The following is a 17,309-nucleotide window of genomic DNA, read 5'->3' on the forward strand; positions in this document are numbered from 1 at the left end:
GAGATGGGTGCGTCCGCGGATCGTCGCGGCCGGCGCTGCATTGGTGTTGTTGCTGGCTGGGTGCACGGACTCGGGCGGGGAGAGCTCGGGTCAACCGTCGGCGCCGTCCGCCACGACGACGGTGACGGTTCCTACCGCTCCTCCGGCTGCGGCCGCCGCGGCGCTGGGGCCGACAGGGCCGCGTACGGCGAAAGCGTGCCAAGGTGTCGCGATCCCGGCGGGAACCGATCCGCAGCAGGTGATTGACGCACAGCCGGCCGGGACGACCTTTTGCTTCGCCAAAGGGGTGCATCGGATCAGCCGGGCGATCCGGCCGCGGACGGGTGACACGCTGGCGGGCGGGCCGGGCGTCGTACTGTCCGGGTCAGTGCGATTGGGCGGGTGGAAGCGGGACGGCGACCGGTGGGTCGTGCGTGGGGTGCTGCCGGCGCCGTACGAGCTCAAAGGGCAGTGCGAGGACAACAAGACCAAACCGTGCCAGCGCGGTGAGCAAGTGTTTGTCGACGGCAAGCATCTGACCCGGGTGATGAGTCTGGAGCAGGTCAAGCCGGGGACGTTCTACGGCGACTACGACACCAACGCCGTGTACGTCGCCGACGACCCGGGCGACCGTGACGTCGAGATGTCCCGGACTCCGACCGCGATCGAGAAGTCCGCGGCCAAGGTCACGGTGACCGGGCTGACCATCGAGCACTTCGCGAGCCGGCCGCAGGGCGGGGCGCTGCAGGTCGGCCCGGGCTGGACGGTGACCGCGAACGAGGTCCGCTGGAACCACGCGGTCGGGATCATGGTCACCGAAGGCGATCGGGCTGAGCTGAGCCGGAACACGGTCGCCAACAACGGGCAACTGGGCATCGGGCAGTACAAGTCGGCCGGCGTACGGATCACCGCGAACCTGGTCACCCGGAACAACACCGACGGGTTCTGGATCGCCGACTGGGAGTCCGGCGGGATCAAGTCGACCCGGTCGTCGGGTGAGGTGTCGGGCAACGACATCGTGGCCAACCGCGGGATCGGGATGTGGAGTGACATCGCCGAGTACGACCGGCGGATCATCGGCAACCGGATCCGGGACAACGCCGCGGACGGGATCCGGTACGAGATCAGCTACCAGGCGGTGATCGAGCAGAACGTTGTTGAGGGCAACGGGTTCGGCACCGGCCGGGGTTCCGGCGGAAGCCTGTGGGACGGCGGCGGGATCAACGTGAACACGTCGGCCGGCGTGGATGTCCGCGGCAACCTGGTCAAGGGCAACCGCAACGGCATCTCGATCCAGTCCCGCACCCGCGGCGACGGTCCGCGCGGCGCGTACGTGCTCGCCGACGTGGTGATCGAAGGCAACCTCGTCGTGATGGATGACGCCACCGCCACCACCGGCGTGGTCGAGAACAAGGGCTCCCCGACCAAAACCGGCGCCATCATCTTCCGCCGCAACAGCTACCAGATCACCGGCAACCCGGCCGATCGCTTCGCCTACCGCGGCAAAACCCTCACCTGGACCGAATGGCAACAAGCCGGCTTCGACCAGGACTCCATCACCAGCTGACGGGGCCTCGAACACCTTCTGGTGGGCCCGCACAGTGAATAACCTGTCCCAGCCCACCAGTACCTGTTCAAGCCCCCGCCTCGGGGCCGGGCGGTCGGCGCGCTACGGCGCTGAACCGTCAGACCCGGCCTAGCCTGCGGAGGATCTGGCTCGGTGGCGTATTCGGTCGGCGTCGCAGACGGCGGCGGCTACCAGGAGGTGCACGGTCATCGAGCTGAGGTCGGAGAGGCCGCTTTCGTTCAGGGACGCGGCGGTGATGTAGCCGAGCAGGAGCGTGCCGCAGGCTTTGACGTACGGCGTGGGGGCGCGCAGGACCGAGATCCAGGCGACGATCAGCGCGATGCCGACGATGGTGACGGCGGCCAGACCGGTCTCCCAGTAGAGGCCGAGCCAGCTGTTGTCGATCGCCATCACGTCGATGTCGCCTTCACCGCGCCGTAGCAGGACCCGTTTGTTGCCCAGGCCGTGGCCGATGATCGCCGTCTGCAGCGACACCTGCTCGTCCAGCACCGCCTGCCAGCTGGTCGTGCGGCCGCTGAGCGAGCTGATCTGCTGCGTCCCCTGACCGCGCAACAACCACGTGTGCAACGACCCGATCGTCAGGAACGCGACCCCGATCAACGCCGGCACCCCGAGACTCACCAGCCGCCCGACCCAGGTCTTCCGGGTCAGGATCAGCGCGAGCACCAGCCCGAAGGCGATCGCCGCCGCCGAGGTTCGAGTCCGGCTGGCCGCGACCAGTACGACGCCCAACCCGATCAGACCGGCGGCCGGAACGAACGACAACTTCTTGCAGACGAACCCGATCAGCGCCAGCCCGAGCAGGATCGCCCCGACCTCACCGACGCGCGGCGGCAGCATCGGGATGATGACACCTTGCAGCCGGTACCCGTCGCCCAGCGAACGCAGCGGCCGCCAGGCCTGGCTCGGCGCGTACGCCAGGCTCGCCACGACTGTTGTCGCGAGCAACAGATGCGCCCACAGATGAGCCCGGATCAGCCGTTCCGGGACCCGTATCAGCGGCCGCCAGAGCAGAAAGATCAGCACCAACCCGATCAGGAACCGGGCCAGCCGCATCAGCGGCCCCATCGGCTCGGCCAGCAGGAACGCGGTCGCGGTCGCGAACATCACGTACAGCACGTACAGACTGATCGCCGGGTTGACCCGGGTCCGGAACCCGGGCCTGGTCGCCGCCAGCGCGATCAGGAAGATCGCGCCCAGCAGTAGACCCTTCATCATGCTGTTCGTCGATTCTGCGGTCCCCTGTGGCGCGGCCACGCGGGACGACCACGGCTGGACACCGAGCACGAACAGGCACCACAGCATCAGCCAGAACCAGGCCGGCTTCTGGACCTCCTGGACGGTCCCCGGCACCGGCCGCGCCAGCTGGTACGTCGACACAGTCAGCGAATCGGTGGAGCGGCCGACTCGACCGGCTTGAAGTTCAGCGGGATGCCCAGCGTCTCGTCATGTGCCGACGCCCCGATCAGTACGACGCCCAGCACCGGCGCGCCCGCGAAGTGCAGGGCTCCGGTGAGCCGGGCGACATCCATCTCCTTGTCGTGGCCCACCTGTACTACCAGGACGGACGCATCCACGGCGGCGGCCAGTGGCGTGATCCCGTGCCGGCCGACCGCGGCCGGTCCGTGAATCACCACGGAGTACCCGGGCGGCAGGTCCGCCACGATGCCCGGCACCAGCGACGGCCCGACCGCCTCGGCCGTCTCCTCGTGGTTCAGACCGGGCGGCAGGACATACAGATCGGCGACCGTCCCCGGCCGGAACAGCTTCCGGGCCCGGATCCCCCGGGTCGCGGCCGACTCGTGCACCAGGTCGGTCAGGCCCTCATGCCCGGTCACATGCGGCAGGACCGGCGTACCCTCGACGTCGGCCAGGACCAGCAGGGTCTCGCGACCGTCGCGCGCGTTGGCCTCGGCCATCGCGAGCGCGATACCCGCCGAGTTGGGTGTCGGTGAGGCGGAGACCACGAGCAGCGCACCGGGACCGCCGCCGGCGAAGGCCCGGGGGTTCAGCTCGCGCCGGGCCAGCGCACCGCTCGCCTCGGCCCCGAGGGCGGTGATCTCGTACTGCGGAAGCTCGGGGGCCGCGCGGTGCCAGAGCCGCCGGCGGTTGCCCTCGGAAGCCGCGATCACCGGCGAGCTCGCCGCCCGGGCCGCCTGGTCGCGGGTCAGGATGTACGGCGTCAAGTGGGACCGGAGCAGGGCCAGACCGAAGCCGAGCACCAGACCGAGGATGCCGCCGACCAGGATGTCGCGGGCAACCATCGGGGACGAGGTCGCGGTGTCCGTGGTGGCCGGGGTGACCAGCTCGCTGCCGGTGCCGACCGCGGTCAGGGCCTTGAGCATCGCGGCGGCGTCGTCCGCCGCCTGGCGTGCCTCGGTGGCGAGGCCGACGCGCTGGTCGCGCAGCGCGGCCGCGGTCTGCGAGTCGCCGCGCTGGACCGCCTCGTCGATCTGGCTGACCAGGCTGCGGGACTGCTGAGTGGCCGTCTTCGACCGGTCCTGCGCCTGGCTGGCCAGGGTGGTCAGCAGCACCTTGGCCTCGTCGTTGCGCTGCTTGAGGTAGATCGTCGCGATCGCGTTGGCTCGCCGTACCGCTTCCGAGGAGGTCGGGCCGTCGGTGGTGACCAGGTAGGCGTTGTCGGTGACCGCCTTGACCCGGGTCACCGCGGCCAGGTCCTGGATGGTCCGGTCGGTGGTCGGCATCCCGAGCGCCTTGGCCACACTGCGCAGCAGGGTCGGGCTGGCCATCACGCGGGCCTGGGTCTCGGCCGGGAGGTCCATCCCGAGTGGGCCGGTTTTGTCCGAGCTGGTCTGCAATTTCCCGACCAGGGCGGGCGGTACGGCGGGGCCGATCACCAGCTGGCTGGACGCCGTCCAGCGCTCGGTCTGGGACAGGGCGAAGACGGAGGCGCCGACGAGCCCGAGCAGGATGCAGCCCAGAATCAGCCACTTCTGCCGCAGCAGTGACTGAGCGGTCTCCCGCCAGACCACAGTGCCCGGTTCCATCCAGTCCTCACTTCCTCTGAGCCAACAACTCAGGATACGGTCTCGAGGCGCGGGGTGGCCAAATGGTCTCTCTGTGTGGCCTAATCTGTTCTCGGGGGTTCTCCGGGGGGATCTGGAGAACCAGGATCGGGTCAGTCCGAGGGGGGACACCGCAGGATGAAGAAGAGATGGCTGTTCGCGCGTCTGGGGATAGTGGGCGCTCTCATCGCCACGTCGTCGGTGCTGGTGCTCGCACCGCCCGCGCAGAGCATCGAGGCCTCGCTGTCGGCCACCAGCAGTCCGACCTGGCAGACCAACGCCAGTGTGCAGGGAATCGCCGTCGCGGCCGGCAAGGCGTACGTCGGCGGCCGGTTCACCAGCGTTCGCCCGCCGGGTGCCGCGGTCGGGACCAACGAGGTCGCACAGGCCTATCTGGCCGCATTCGACGCCACCACCGGCGACCTGGTCACGTCGTTCAGCCCGGTCCTCGACGGCCAGGTGTACGCCGTGGCCGCAAGCGCCGACGGCTCGCGGATCTTCATCGGCGGTGACTTCACCACCGTCAACGGCGTGACCCGGAACCGGATCGCGGCCTTCGACACCGCCACCGGCGCACTGGTCTCGAACTGGAAGCCCTCGGTCTCGTACCGGGTCAAGACGATCTCGGTCTCCGGCGGCACCGTCTACTTCGGCGGCTCGTTCGGCCTGGTCAACAACCTCGAACGGCTCCGGCTGGCCGCGGTCACCGCCGACCTGGGCACCCTGTTGCCCTGGGCCCCCGCGGTGAACGGCGACGTGTACGCCGTGGACGTCGCCGACAACGGCTCCAAGGTGTACGCGGGCGGTCAGTTCAGCACGGTCAACGGCACCAACCAGAACACCGTGACCAGCCTCGACCCGGTGAGCGGCGGCGTACTGCCGTTCCCCGGGGCGTCCGCCGTACCGCCGCCGAACGGCTCCTGCACCACGCGGGTGAAGGCGATCGACGCCAGCGGCGACACCGTGTACTTCGGCAACGGCGGTGACGGCGGCGGCTGCTTCGACGGCACCTGGGCGGTGGACATCGGCACCAACACGCTGAAGTGGAAGAACCAGTGCCTCGGCGCCACCGAGACGATCAAGGTCGTCAACGGCTGGCTCTACAAGGGCTCGCACGCGCACGACTGCGCGAACCAAGGCGCCGGCGGCTTCCCGCAGGGCTTCGGCTACCGCTTCCTGCTGACCGAGAACCTGACCGACGGCTCACTCGGCCCGTGGTTCCCGAACACGAACGCCGGCCCGCCCACCGAGGTCGGCCCGCTCGCCTTCGCGACCGGCGGCGACGACCTCTGGGTCGGCGGCGACTTCACCACCACGAACGGCGTCGGCCAGCAGGGCCTGACCCGGTTCACCAACGCGGGCCCGGGTGCCGCGCCGGCCAAGCCGGCCAAGCTGCTCCCCTACAGCGTCGAGCCGGGTGTGGTGCAGATCCACTTCCCGACCGTGGTGGACAACGACGACAGCACTCTGACGTACAGGCTGCTGAAGGGGTTCAGCAACGTCACCATCGCGACCTGGACCGCCAAGTCGACGCCGTGGGACCGGCCCTGGCTGCACTTCACCGACACCGCGGTGACCCCTGGAGAGGTGACCAACTACAGGGTCGAGGTGACCGACGGCAGTACGACGATCCGCGGCAACTACTCCGACCCGCTCACGGTCGCCAGCACGCCGTCGACGGCGTACGACCAGATCATCAGCTCCGACGGGCCGCAGGCGTACTGGCGGCTGGGTGAGGCAGCCGGTACGACGGCCTCGGTGGACTCGTCCGGGCAGAGCAACAACGGGACGTACACCGGGGTGACGCTGGGCAGCACCGGGGCGATCGCCGGCAACACGGCCATGACGATCAGCTCGAGCAGTGGCCGGATGGTCGGCGAGAAGGCGTACAGCATGCCGCAGCAGTTCACGGTCGAGGCATGGGTCAAGCAGAGCGGACTTTTCCGCGGCGGCCGGATCATCGGTTTCGGCAACTCCAAGACCGGCAACAGCGGTGGCGGCGGTGACCGGATGCTCTACATGCGCACCAACGGCTCGATCGTGTTCGGGGTGAACGACGGCGCCCAGCGCACGCTGACCAGCACCTCGGGCAAGAACAACGGCCAGTGGCACCACGTGGTCGGCACCTACGACAACGGCGCGATGAAGCTGTACGTCGACGGCGCACCGGCCGGGAGCGCGACTGTCGGATCGGCGTCGCTGTACTACGGCTGGTGGCGGGTCGGGTACGACAACACCAGCGCCTGGCCGGGCGGCGGAGCGACCCAGACCGGAATGGGCATCGACGAGGCCGCGGTCTACCCGTACGCGCTCAGCCCTGCCCAGGTGCAGGCTCACTACGCGGCACGGTGAACGCTGAGAGTCTGAGAACTGCAGCACAAAGTCATAACGCGCGCGTGAGGTCGGCTTCCGGTCGACCTCACTCAGCGCTAATGTCCGCTGGGGCCGTGCAGTGAGGCACGCCCGCCCAACGACTGATCCGCCCAGTCCAAAGGACATTGATGAAGAAGTATGTACTGGCCCTCGTCACCGCCGCGGCCGTGGTCGCCGCCGCGCTGATCCCGTCCGGACCGCCGGTGGAGGCGGCGACGCCGGGCTTCGCTTCGGCCGTTTCGGCCATCAAGCAGACGTCGTGGCAGACCAACAACAGCGTGAACGCGCTCGCGATCAGCGGCAACACGGTGTTCGCGGGTGGTCTGTTCACGAAGATCCGGCAGCCAGGTAAGCCGGCCGGCCAGGGGGAAGCCGTCCGTACCTACATCGCCGCGTTCAACCGCAGCACCGGGGCGCCGACGGCGTTCGCGCCGACGCTGAACGGCCCGGTCTACAGCATCGCCACCAGCCCGGACGGCAACTGGGTGGTGATCGGTGGCGACTTCACCACCGTGAACGGCATCAAGCGCAGCAAGATCGCGATGTTCTCGGTCACCACCGGCAAGCTGGTCGCGGCCTGGGACCCGGTCGTCTCGGCCCGGGTCAAGGCGCTGGCCATCTACGGCAACAGCGTGTTCATCGGCGGCGCGTTCGGCCGGATCGACGGCGCCGTCCGCAACCACCTCGGCGCGGTCCGGCTGATCCAGGGCGACCTGCTGCCGTGGAACCCGAACGCCAACGACGAGGTGTACGCGATCGACGTGTCCGACAACGGCACCCGGGTCTTCGTCGGTGGCCCGTTCAGCACCATCAACGGCAAGGATCACTACTCGCTGGCGATGACGAACAACACCACCGGGGCGGCGTACTCGTTCCCGGCCGCGGCGGCGATCCCGAAGCCGACCCTGTCCTGCACCACCCGGGTGAAGGACATCGACACCCTCGGCGACAACGTGTACGTCTCCAACGGCGGTGACGGCAGCGGCTGCTACGACGGCGTCCTGGCCGCCCAGGTCAGCACCGGCAAGCTGCTCTGGAAGAACAACTGCCTCGGCGCGACCGAGGCGATCAAGGCGATCGGCAACTGGGTCTACAAGGGCTCGCACGCGCACAACTGCAGTGACAGTGGCGCGTTCGGCGACGGCACCGGGACGCACTACCTGCTGGTCGAGAGCGCCATCAACGGCAAGATCGGCCCCTGGTTCCCGAACACCGACGCCGACCAGAGCAGCACCACCAAGGTCGGCCCGCTGGCGATGGCCGGAACCACCACCGACCTCTGGGTCGGCGGTGACTTCCTGAACGTCAACGGCAAGCCGCAGCGCGGCCTGACCCGGTTCACCAACGCACCGGGCGGCGCGGCTCCCGCCGTACCGAAGGCTCCGACGCTGGTGCCGGCGGCCGACAAGGTGACGGTGAGGTTCGCCGACTCGTACGACCTGGACAACATCTCGCTCACCTACAACGTGTTCCGCGGTACGACGAACATCGGGTCCTTCAGGTACATGTCGTACTTCTGGGAGCCGCGGAAGTCCTACACGGTGACCGACACCGGCGTGAAGAGCGGGCAGACGGTCACGTACCACATCGAGGTCCATGACGGCCGCAACATCATGAGGGGCCCGTCCGTCAGTGTGAAAGTGCCGTAACCGGCACACACTCACATCTCAGGGGTCAACCCCGCGGATCGTGGCTTGCGGACGAGGAATCCGGTCGCGCAACCCACGATCCCTGGGGTTGACCCCTGAGACGGTCGGGCAGTTGTCCACAGGAGCGCGTTGTTGGCTGTCATCGCGTGGGTGCCATGGACGATCCTTGTCGGGTGAATCCGATGCTCACAGTGGTAGCCGCCGGACAGGGGGGCGTGTTCAGCCGGGCGCAGGCGCTCGCCTGCGGGTACACGCCGCAGGGAATCCGCGACCGGGTCCGGGCCGGGCGATGGGAGCGCGTGCGCTACGGACAGTACGCCGAAGCGCTCGATCTGAGCTGGTTGGCTCCCTGGGACCGAGAGTTGGCCCGGCATCGGCGCTCGGCGTACGCCGTGATGAACGCGATGCGACCCGGAGCTGTTGCCGTCAGCCACCAGTCGTCCCTCGTCCTGCACGGATTGGGGTTGTGGGGACTCGACCTCTCGGAGGTACACCTGAGCCGACTGGACGAGCGCAGGCACAGCGGTCCGGTCGCGGGGCTTCGATATCACCGCGGCAGGCTGTCCCCCGACGACCTCACCGAGATCGGAGGCTTGACGGTGACCGCCTTGCCTCGGGCCGTCGTCGAAACCGCCTGTACGACGTCGTTCGAAGCGGCCGTGGTCGTCGCAGACACCGCGCTGCGCGATCACGGGATGGAAGCACACGAGGTGCACCGGCTGCTTCGGCTGACCGAGTTCTGGCCGGGAAGTGCTACCGCCCGGGCCGCGATGCGTTTCGCCGACAGCCAGGCGGAGTCGGTCGGAGAATCCCGCCTCCGCGTCCTCATGCACAATCATGGTCTGCCGGCGCCGGAGCTCCAGGTCGTCTATCGCGACCGCAACGGCATCATCGGCCGAGTCGACTTCGCCTTCCCGGAGTACGACACCGTCGTCGAGTTCGACGGAATGATGAAGTACCGCGGAGCCGTCGGCGATGTACTGATTCGGGAGAAGCACCGGGAGGACCGACTGCGCGCGATCGGGCTCGCGGTGGTGCGGACAACCTGGGCTGACCTCGACCGCCCTGCACAGACCGCTGCACGAATCCAGGCCACGTTCGCGCGATCCCGCCGTACGGCGTGAGACCGCCGCGTCCCCGGGGGCTGACCCCCGAGATGGTGGCTTTGGCCGTCAGAACCCGCGGGTGCAACCCACGGTCCACGGGGTTGACCCGTGCGACGTCAGGTCAGTTCGTACGGCGGTGGGCGGCGATGGCGCGGTGTGCCTCGTTCCACCAGAGCAGCAGGGTGCAGAAGGAGGCGCAGGCCAGACCCCAGGCGGCGCCTCTCGGGCCGCCCAGGTAGGCGCCTCCGACGCCGCAGGTGATCAGGACGACCGAGGAGACGAGGCGGACCCGGAGACCCCGGGTGGCTGCCGCCAGGGCTCGGATGATCGCGAAGGCGCCCGCGTTGGAGGCGCCGAAGGCCTGCAGCAGGATCACCGGCACCATGACCGTGCTGGCCTGCGCCCACACCCCGGGGCCGAGGAGTTGCTCGCCGACGACCTCGGGCAGCAGCAGGAAGACGGCGCCCCAAGCGAGTGCGCCCGCGCCGACGCCGAGGGAGATGGCCAGGCCTACCAGCCACAGGCGGCGGTAGGAGTGGCGGAGAGCGCGAGCGGCCTCCGGGACCGAGATCATCCGGATGCCCTGGTTGAGCACGTTCACCGGGCCGAGCAGGACCTGCGCACCGCGGATACCGGCCGTCGCGGCAAGACCGGCGACGGCCGTGATGCCGAGCATGTAGACCTGGATCGTGCCGGACACCGCGAGCATCTCCCCCATGTACTTCGGGGTGAGGTCCCGGTGCGTCTGCACCCACTCGCGGATGAGCTGCCGCCGCGGTGACACACCCGCCTGGAACCGCCCGGCCACCGCCGCGATCACCGCGCCGAGTCCCCAGCCCAACGTCAGCGAGAACGCGGACGCCGTACCGCTCAGATACAGCCCGCCGAAGATCGCGAGCATGGCCAGCAGCCAGATCAAGTCGTTGACGAACGCCCGTCGTCCCTCGCCGACGACGAAGAAGGCCCAGCGCCACGCGTCCTGCAGCAGCAACCCCGGCATCGTCACCGCGAACGCGATCAGCACCCCCCTCGACGGCACGCCCGGGAACGCCGCGATCGCCAGCCCGGCCAGCAGTCCGAGGAACCCGCACAACAGGGCGGTCGCCGTACCCGCTCGGACCGCTCGTTGCCAGGCCGGGTCGCGCTCACCGGAGTAGCGGACGGCAAGCGGCTCGGTCGAAATGGCCCGGGAGACGTTGAGCGCGATCGTGTAACCGCCGAAGGCGAGCGCGTAGACACCGAAGTCGGCGACCGTGCTGGAGCGTGCGACGACCACGCCGACGGCGAGGTTGCTCAGGCTGGACAGTGCCTGGTCAGCCAACCCCCAGCTCGCCCGGCCGGCCGGTCCGGCCAGTCGCCGGAGCTTCGGCCGCCGGGGGAACTTCACGACAGCACTCTATGAGACAGGCTTCGGTGGGTTGCGGAGGACGCCCACGAGGAAGCGGGGAATGCCCAGCACGTATCGGCGCCACAGGCGCTTGGGCTCCTTGTAGAGCCGGTAGCTCCACTCGAGGCCGGCTCGCTGCATCCACAGCGGTGCCCGGTCCAGCCGGCCGGTGTGGAAGTCGAACGCGGCGCCGACGCCGATCAGGATCGCGGCATCCAGCCGATCCCGGTGCTCGGCCATCCAGCGCTCCTGCTTCGGCGCGCCGAGCCCGACCCAGATGATGTCCGGCTTGGCCGAGTTCAGCTCCGCCACCACCGCGGCGTCCTCTGCCTCGGTCAGCGGCCGGTACGGCGGACAGTGCACACCGACGACCTTCAACGCGGGGTGACGCTCCCGGAAGGTGTCGCGCAGCTCCTCGGCGACACCCTCGGCACCGCCGTAGAAGTACTGCGTCCAGCCACGGTCGGCCGCTTCGGCCATCACCCGCTCGAGCAGGTCCGGTCCGGCGACCCGACCCATCCGCTCGAAGCCGGCCTTCCGGCCCGCCCACACCAACGGCATGCCGTCGGGCACGGTGAGACCGGAGGTGTTGAACACCTTGGTCAGCTGATCATCGGCGCTCGCGTGCAGCAGCGAGTTCATGTCCGACACGCAGACCAACTGCCGTTCGCCGCCGTCGATCCAGCGCGCGAACGTCTCGACCGTCTCGTCCAGGTTCGTGACGCTCACGTGCACGCCGAGTACGTCGACCCGGGTCATGGGGCCTCCCGGCCTGGACCGAGGAGCGTAGGGAGCGAAGCGACTGAAGCGACGAGGGAAGGCCGGGAGCCAAGGCCCCATGACCACGCCGGCGCCGAAGGCCCGGCCAAAAGCTCAGTCTGCATGTCAGTCCTCCTGGGTTAGCGCGGCCAGGTCTGCGTCGACCATGATCCCGACCAGCTCGGGCACGTGGACCTGGGCTTTCCAGCCGAGCTCGGAGTTGGCTTTGGACGCGTCCCCGATCAGCGAGTCCACCTCGGTCGGACGCTCGTACCGCGCGTCGTAGTCGACGTACTTCTCCCAGTCCATCCCGGCGTGCTCGAAGGCGAGCGAGACGAAGTCCTTGACCGAGTACGACGTCCCAGTCGCGATCACGTAGTCCGACGGGGTGTCGTGCTGCAGCATCCGCCACATGCCTTCGACGTACTCCGGGGCGTAGCCCCAGTCGCGGCAGGCGTCCAGGTTGCCCAGGTACAGCCGCTCGTCCAGGCCGAGCTTGATCCGGGCCACCGCGCGGGTGATCTTGCGGGTCACGAACGTCTCGCCCCGGCGCGGGCTCTCGTGGTTGAACAGGATCCCGTTCACGGCGAACATGTCGTACGCCTCGCGGTAGTTCCGGGTCATCCAGTACCCGTAGAGCTTCGCCGCGCCGTACGGCGACCGCGGGTAGAACGGGGTCTCCTCGTTCTGCGGGGGTGGGGTCGCGCCGAACATCTCCGACGAGCTGGCCTGGTAGAACCGGCAGTCCAGCCCGATCATCCGGATCGCCTCGAGCAACCGCGTCGTCCCCATCCCGGTGGTGTCACCGGTGTACTCCGGCTCGTCGAACGACACCCGGACATGGCTCTGCGCGGCCAGGTGGTACACCTCGGCCGGCTGGATCGACGCCAGCAACGTGACCAGGCGCGATCCGTCGGTCAGGTCGCCGTAGTGCAGGAACAACCGCTTGTCCTCAGCCTGCGGACCCTCGTACAGGTGGTCGATCCGGTTCGTGTTGAACGTCGAAGCGCGGCGGATCAGGCCGTGCACCTCGTAGCCCTTGGCCAGCAGCAACTCGGTCAGGTACGAACCGTCCTGGCCGGTGATCCCGGTGACGAACGCCTTCTTCACGATGCCTGCTCTCGGTGCGACCGGTACCAGGCGTACGTGGCGGCGACACCGGCTGCGAGGTCGATGGACGGCTTCCACCCGAGCGCGTTCAGCCGGCTCACGTCGAGCAGCTTGCGCGGGGTGCCGTCCGGCTTGGACAGATCGTTGCTGATGGCACCGGTATACCCGACGACGCGGGCCACCAGCTCGGCCAGCTCGCGGATCGTCACGTCCGCGCCGACACCGACGTTGATCGGCTCCGGCTCGTCGTAGTGCTCCAGCAGGTGCAGGCACGCGTCGGCCAGGTCGTCCACGTGCAGGAACTCGCGGCGCGGCGTACCGCTCCCCCACAGCACCACCTCGGGCGCGCCTTCTCGGCGAGCGTCGTCGAACCGCCGGATCAACGCCGGCAGCACGTGCGAGCTGGTCGGGTCGAAGTTGTCGTTCGGCCCGTACAGGTTGGTCGGCATCGCCGAGATCCACCGCAGCCCGTACTGCCGCCGGACGGCCTGGACCTGCATGATGCCGGCGATCTTGGCGATCGCGTACGCGTCATTGGTCGGCTCGAGCTCACCGGTCAGCAGACTCGACTCGCGGATCGGCTGCTCGGCGTACTTCGGATAGATGCACGACGAGCCGAGGAACAACAGCCGTGGCGTGCGCACCTCCAGCGCGGCGTCCATCAGGTTCACCTGGATGCGCAGGTTGTCGCTGAGGAACTCGGTCGGGTGGTCCCGGTTCGCCAGGATGCCGCCCACCCGGGCCGCGGCGTCGATCACCACGGCAGGCCGGTGCTCGCGCAGGAAGGCGAACGTCGCCGCCCGGTCCCGCAGGTCCAGCTCGGACGACGAGGCGCCGATCAGGTGCTGGTAGCCGGCCGCCTCGAGCCAGCGCCAGATCGCCGAGCCGACCAGGCCACGATGGCCGGCCACGTAGACGGGTGCATGAAGGTCCATCAGTACGCTCCTGCGCCGTAGATCACCGCGCGTACGGTCTTCCAGAGAATCAGCAGGTCGAGCGTCATCGACCAGTTGTCGACGTACCGCAGGTCGAGCCGGACCGACTCGTCCCACGACAGGTCGCTGCGGCCGCTCACCTGCCACAGGCCGGTGATACCGGGCTTGACCAGCATCCGGCGGGAGTCGTCCGCGGCGTACAGCGCGACCTCTTCCGACAACGGCGGCCGCGGGCCGACCAGGGACATGTCGCCGCGCAGCACGTTGAACAGCTGCGGCAGCTCGTCGAGCGAGAAGCGGCGGATCCATCGGCCGAGCGGTGTCATCCGCGGGTCGTCACGCAACTTGAAGATGACGCCGTTGCCGTCGCTCAGCGCGTACAGGTCTCCGAGCCGCTGCTCGGCGTCGGCGTACATGCTGCGGAACTTCAGCATGGTGAACTCGACACCCGCGCGCCCGACCCGTTGCTGCCGGAAGAGCACCGGGCCCGGGCTGGACAGCCGGACCGCGACGGCCAGGCCGAGCAGCAGCGGCGCCAGTACGACGATCATGCTGAGCGCGAGGACGCGGTCGAAGACCGCCTTCATCAGGTGCGGGCCGCCGCTCACCGACGGCCGCTCCAGGTGCAGCAGGGACAGCCCGGCGACCGGGCGCACGGAGATCCGCGGTCCCGCGACCTCGATGATGCCCGGCGACACGATCAGCTCGATGCCGCGCTGCTCCAGCGCCCACGACAGCCGCCGCAGCGACTGCCCGGCCAGCTCCGGGTCGGTCGCGATCGCGACCGCCTCCACCGCGTGCCGATCGGCCGCGGCCAGGATGTCCGGCTCGGCCAGCTCGTCAGGCTGCATCGGCCCGGTCGGGTGCCCGTCGCCGCGCGGCCGGCAGGTCGCCACCACGCGGAACCCGTCGCTCGGGCGGCTCTCCAGGTGCTCACACAAGGTTGCGGCCGGGGCACTGCGCCCGACCACGAGAACCCGATGCATGCAGCGCCCTCGGAGCCGATGCCGGTGCAGGTCCTTCCGCAGGGCGTACCGCAGCACCAGCGCCGATCCAACCATCACCGGAATCGCCAGTACGACGAAGCCGCGGGCGATCTCGGTCTTGGTCACGTACGACGCCATCGCGACAGCGGCGGTGAGCCCGACACCGGAGCGCAGCAGCGACCGGAACTCGTCCGGACCGGCGCCGAAGTAGCGGCGGTCGTAACCCCTCGACAGGGCCACCGCACCCACCCAGGCCAGCGGGAGCACACTGCTCACGATCAGATAGCCGCTGCCGACGTGGTAGCCGAACCGAGTCAGCAGCGCGATCGAGACACCGAGCATCGCGGCCAGCAGGTCACCACCGACGGCGGCCCAGCGATAGACACCGACCCAGCGCGGCTCGGTCGACCGCGACGGCAGCGGAACGATCGCCGGCACCTCGTGCGGCACTACCCACAGTGACTGGCGGCCATCAACCGCATCACGCACCTCTACTCCGCTCACAGCGGCCCCCCGTTCCCTCCCGCTACCACCCTGTCACTCTAAGTGTCCGACATGGCGTGCAGGGTGTCCTTGTTAACCCGCGCGTAGGCAGTGAGTCACCGAACATTACTACGCGCGCGGGGTCACACGCACGGAAACCCGGCTGCTGTGGATAGAATTTGCGAGGGGCGGGAGGCTGATGACGGACGATCCGGTGAAGGACACTGTGCGGCCGCGTGCGGCTGTGCGACCTGCCCTCGTCCCCGCGCTTCGCCGGCCTGCGGTCGGCATCGCGATTCTCGGCACCGTCCTGGTCGCCGTACCGGCAGTGCTGTTCGCCGGCAGCAGCAAGGCAAGCGCGCTGGACGCATCGGTGCAGCAGGCCGTCGGCGAGCCGGCGGCGATCGCGTGGAAGCTCGACTGGCTCGGCGAACCTGTCGGCCGGGCCCTGATGGTCCTGGCTGTCGTCGCGATCTGCCTGCTAGCGAGGCGCCGGGCTCTGGCCGCCATGGCCGCCGTGGGCGTCGTCGCGACCAGCCTGCTGACCAGCGTCCTCAAGCCGATCGTGGATCGGCGCATCCACGACAACTTCCTGTCGTACCCGAGCGGGCACACCGCGGCGGTCACGGCGGCCGCGATCGTCCTTGGCCTGCTGCTGGCCGACCTGCTGCACGCCGGCCCGATGACGGGCACGGCGATCGTGCTCGCCGCCGCCGTGGTCGGCGGCGGCCTGATGGCCTGGGCGCAGATCGCCCTGTCCGCCCATTACCCGACCGACGCTCTTGGTGGGTTCGGTTGCGCGCTGCTCGTGATACCGCTGACCGCCTCGGTCACCGACCGGCTGGTCAGGATCAGGATGGGCCGGCCGGCGCCGCGCTGACGCCGGCCGGAGAACTCACACGACCGCGCGGGCCGGAGTGTCGTAAGCGGCGACCACGTCCGCGGGGACGTGTTCCAGGTCGCTGACCCGCAGGTAGTCGCCCATCGTCGTACCCGTGCACTGGGAGTCGATGTTCGGCGCCGACCGGCCCGCTACCGCGTCACCGAGGTGCACGGTCCGCAGGTCGATGCTGAACCGCGTCCGCCCCGAGGTGTTCGGCACGCTGGAGTGCAGCTGGGCGCCGGAGAACAGGATGATCCCGCCCGGCTTGCAGATCGGCCGGATCTGCGGCACCAGCTCGACCTCTTCCTCCGGCACTGGCTGCACGCGGGTGTCGGTGCCGATCTGGGTGGCGGCGATCTTCCGGCTGGTCGCGTTCCACTCGGCGTAGTTGTAGACCCGCGAGCTGTTCTTCACCGGCGTCTGCCAGTACTTCGGGTGGAAGGCGAGCCCGTTCTCCGCGGTAATCGGGAAGATCGGCAGCCACCAGTTCAGCTGCTGATACGGCGCGGAGTACCAGGTGTCGCGATGCGGGTGGAACGCGAACGCGATGCCGGTGGTCAGGTAGTCGTCCGACGTCGAGCTGCGCATCCGCGGCACGTCGAAGTACACCTGCTCCGGGTCGCAGCCGAGGTCGACCAGCATCTCCTGGATCAGCCGCTTCGACTCCGGGTGGTGGATGAACCGCGGCTTCAGCTCAGCGAGCAGCGCGGCGTAGTCCTCGACCGTCATGTCGAACTGCGCGGTCTCCGGGTCCAGCGGTGCGAACGCCTGCCTGGCCATCTCGCCGGCGAACTCGGTCAGCGCCAGCGTCGACGGGCGCGGCGAGTAGACGAACAGATCGCCGTCGTACAACTTCTCCCGGCGCTCGTCGTCACTGACCGGCGCATCGAAGTACACAGAATGCATTGGTGCCCCCCGGGTCCTTAAAGCAACATGAGCTTAAGTACCCCACTCTACCTGCAAATCCCGGTGGCGCCCGAAAACGTTACACATCAAGCGTAGCGACGGGAGACCGGCTTGATCGATCTTCGATGAGCGCGCGCTC

The 17,309-nt window shown here is 69.0% G+C and carries 13 protein-coding genes; 5 read left to right on the forward strand and 8 right to left on the reverse strand.

What is annotated here, in order from left to right; translation table 11 throughout:
* The first annotated feature begins 7 nt into the window (after positions 1-7).
* Entirely contained in the window at positions 8-1,546 is a 1,539-nt protein-coding gene (locus AB0F43_RS02535; protein ID WP_360469574.1) for a right-handed parallel beta-helix repeat-containing protein, read from the forward strand.
* Between the two features lie 129 nt (positions 1,547-1,675).
* On the opposite strand, the gene AB0F43_RS02540 is transcribed toward AB0F43_RS02535, so the two are convergent.
* Both AB0F43_RS02540 and AB0F43_RS02545 read right to left on the reverse strand, forming a co-directional pair.
* Positions 1,676-2,947 (reverse strand): hypothetical protein, encoded by a 1,272-nt coding sequence (locus AB0F43_RS02540; RefSeq protein WP_360469576.1) that lies wholly within the window; start codon positions 2,945-2,947, stop codon positions 1,676-1,678.
* Positions 2,948-2,949: 2 nt separating this feature from the next.
* Positions 2,950-4,575 carry a Wzz/FepE/Etk N-terminal domain-containing protein gene (locus AB0F43_RS02545; protein WP_360469578.1) on the reverse strand — a complete coding sequence of 542 codons (1,626 nt, stop codon included), beginning with the start codon at positions 4,573-4,575 and terminating at the stop codon, positions 2,950-2,952.
* Positions 4,576-4,731: 156 nt separating this feature from the next.
* Between AB0F43_RS02545 and AB0F43_RS02550 the strand changes: the two genes are divergently transcribed.
* The 3 genes from AB0F43_RS02550 to AB0F43_RS02560 all read left to right on the forward strand — a co-directional run bounded on the left by AB0F43_RS02550 (position 4,732) and on the right by AB0F43_RS02560 (position 9,739).
* The gene (locus AB0F43_RS02550; RefSeq protein WP_360469580.1) at positions 4,732-6,945 is read left to right on the forward strand and encodes a LamG-like jellyroll fold domain-containing protein; all 2,214 of its coding nucleotides are present in this window, start codon (positions 4,732-4,734) and stop codon (positions 6,943-6,945) included.
* A gap of 149 nt (positions 6,946-7,094) precedes the next feature.
* A complete protein-coding gene (locus AB0F43_RS02555) occupies positions 7,095-8,615 on the forward strand; it encodes a fibronectin type III domain-containing protein (RefSeq protein ID WP_360469583.1) in 1,521 nt (506 codons plus the stop codon).
* A 182-nt stretch (positions 8,616-8,797) separates the two neighbouring features.
* A complete protein-coding gene (locus AB0F43_RS02560) occupies positions 8,798-9,739 on the forward strand; it encodes a type IV toxin-antitoxin system AbiEi family antitoxin domain-containing protein (protein WP_360469586.1) in 942 nt (313 codons plus the stop codon).
* A gap of 103 nt (positions 9,740-9,842) precedes the next feature.
* Here AB0F43_RS02560 and AB0F43_RS02565 read toward each other — a convergent pair whose 3' ends face one another.
* The 5 genes from AB0F43_RS02565 to AB0F43_RS02585 form a co-directional block, all read right to left on the reverse strand.
* On the reverse strand, positions 9,843-11,108 hold the full coding sequence (locus AB0F43_RS02565; protein ID WP_360469588.1) for a hypothetical protein: 1,266 nt from the start codon (positions 11,106-11,108) through the stop codon (positions 9,843-9,845).
* 9 nt (positions 11,109-11,117) lie between these two features.
* Positions 11,118-11,867 (reverse strand): WecB/TagA/CpsF family glycosyltransferase, encoded by a 750-nt coding sequence (locus AB0F43_RS02570; RefSeq protein WP_360469591.1) that lies wholly within the window; start codon positions 11,865-11,867, stop codon positions 11,118-11,120.
* Between the two features lie 126 nt (positions 11,868-11,993).
* Positions 11,994-12,977, reverse strand: coding sequence for a GDP-mannose 4,6-dehydratase (gene gmd, locus AB0F43_RS02575; protein ID WP_360469594.1), 984 nt, complete (start codon positions 12,975-12,977; stop codon positions 11,994-11,996).
* Positions 12,974-13,912 (reverse strand): GDP-L-fucose synthase, encoded by a 939-nt coding sequence (locus AB0F43_RS02580; RefSeq protein ID WP_360469595.1) that lies wholly within the window; start codon positions 13,910-13,912, stop codon positions 12,974-12,976. The genes gmd and AB0F43_RS02580 overlap by 4 nt, the downstream gene beginning before the upstream one ends.
* Complete coding sequence (locus AB0F43_RS02585) at positions 13,912-15,387, reverse strand: sugar transferase (protein ID WP_360469597.1); 1,476 nt, start codon at positions 15,385-15,387, stop codon at positions 13,912-13,914. Before AB0F43_RS02585 ends, AB0F43_RS02580 begins: the two co-directional genes overlap by 1 nt.
* A gap of 193 nt (positions 15,388-15,580) precedes the next feature.
* Here AB0F43_RS02585 and AB0F43_RS02590 point away from each other — a divergent pair, with 193 nt between their 5' ends.
* Positions 15,581-16,261 (forward strand): phosphatase PAP2 family protein, encoded by a 681-nt coding sequence (locus AB0F43_RS02590; protein ID WP_360469599.1) that lies wholly within the window; start codon positions 15,581-15,583, stop codon positions 16,259-16,261.
* Positions 16,262-16,276: 15 nt separating this feature from the next.
* On the opposite strand, the gene AB0F43_RS02595 is transcribed toward AB0F43_RS02590, so the two are convergent.
* A complete protein-coding gene (locus AB0F43_RS02595; protein WP_360469601.1) occupies positions 16,277-17,170 on the reverse strand; it encodes a phytanoyl-CoA dioxygenase family protein in 894 nt (297 codons plus the stop codon).
* Between the last annotated feature and the right edge of the window lie 139 nt (positions 17,171-17,309).

The sequence above is a fragment of the Kribbella sp. NPDC023972 genome (assembly GCF_040639075.1).
Lineage (GTDB): Bacteria > Actinomycetota > Actinomycetes > Propionibacteriales > Kribbellaceae > Kribbella.

Excerpts from the sequence above, each read along its gene's own strand:
- AB0F43_RS02545 (WP_360469578.1), bottom strand. The coding sequence starts at position 4,575 with ATGGAACCGGGCACTGTGGTCTGGCGGGAGACCGCTCAGTCACTGCTG.
- AB0F43_RS02595 (WP_360469601.1), bottom strand. The coding sequence starts at position 17,170 with ATGCATTCTGTGTACTTCGATGCGCCGGTCAGTGACGACGAGCGCCGG.
- AB0F43_RS02590 (WP_360469599.1), top strand. The coding sequence starts at position 15,581 with ATGACGGACGATCCGGTGAAGGACACTGTGCGGCCGCGTGCGGCTGTG.
- AB0F43_RS02580 (WP_360469595.1), bottom strand. The coding sequence starts at position 13,912 with ATGGACCTTCATGCACCCGTCTACGTGGCCGGCCATCGTGGCCTGGTC.
- AB0F43_RS02550 (WP_360469580.1), top strand. The coding sequence starts at position 4,732 with ATGAAGAAGAGATGGCTGTTCGCGCGTCTGGGGATAGTGGGCGCTCTC.
- AB0F43_RS02570 (WP_360469591.1), bottom strand. The coding sequence starts at position 11,867 with ATGACCCGGGTCGACGTACTCGGCGTGCACGTGAGCGTCACGAACCTG.
- AB0F43_RS02555 (WP_360469583.1), top strand. The coding sequence starts at position 7,095 with ATGAAGAAGTATGTACTGGCCCTCGTCACCGCCGCGGCCGTGGTCGCC.
- AB0F43_RS02560 (WP_360469586.1), top strand. The coding sequence starts at position 8,798 with ATGCTCACAGTGGTAGCCGCCGGACAGGGGGGCGTGTTCAGCCGGGCG.